This is a genomic window from Flagellimonas olearia, from assembly GCF_009184425.1.
GTDB classification, from domain to species: Bacteria; Bacteroidota; Bacteroidia; order Flavobacteriales; family Flavobacteriaceae; genus Flagellimonas; species Flagellimonas olearia.
This window is the reverse complement of sequence record NZ_WELG01000046.1, coordinates 1-472: the sequence shown is the minus strand read 5'-3', so window position 1 is coordinate 472 and position 472 is coordinate 1. Positions and strand designations below refer to the sequence as shown.

Below are 472 nucleotides of genomic sequence, written 5' to 3'. Positions count from 1 at the left end.
TTGGTCGTGACCCTTCTATAAATATTGGACGAGTTCAATATATAGATCTTAATAAAAACTATGCCGGGCCAAATGATGCTTTTTGGCGAAAAAGAAAATCTTTTGAGCATGAAAGAGAAGTTAGAGCGCTTTTAACAGAGATGAAGTGCAAGGAAGAGGGAAGGCTTATTCCCTGTGATCTAGATCTCCTTATTGAAGACGTTTTTGTTTCACCCCATGCGCCTGAATGGTTTATTCATTTGGTAAATAATATTAACGAAAAGTACTCAATGAAAATCAAGGTCAACAGATCTGAGCTTATTGAGGAACCTTTCTTTTGAGCAAGTCAGGCCTAACAAGCGCGTCAATTAGGACGCTGTAGTTCCCCCGCTTTAGTGGCCACCTTCTCTTAATCAGAGGAGGTGGCATATGCCCCGATACAAGAACCCCTGAAAAAGCTGACCCCGGAATTGGAGATGTTAAGCATATCCCC

1 pseudogene is annotated in these 472 nt (G+C 41.5%); it reads left to right on the top strand.

Annotated features, from left to right (window positions below):
* Positions 1-320: pseudogene (locus F8C76_RS19185) on the top strand (hypothetical protein); the annotation flags it as partial.
* Positions 321-472 lie beyond the last annotated feature (152 nt).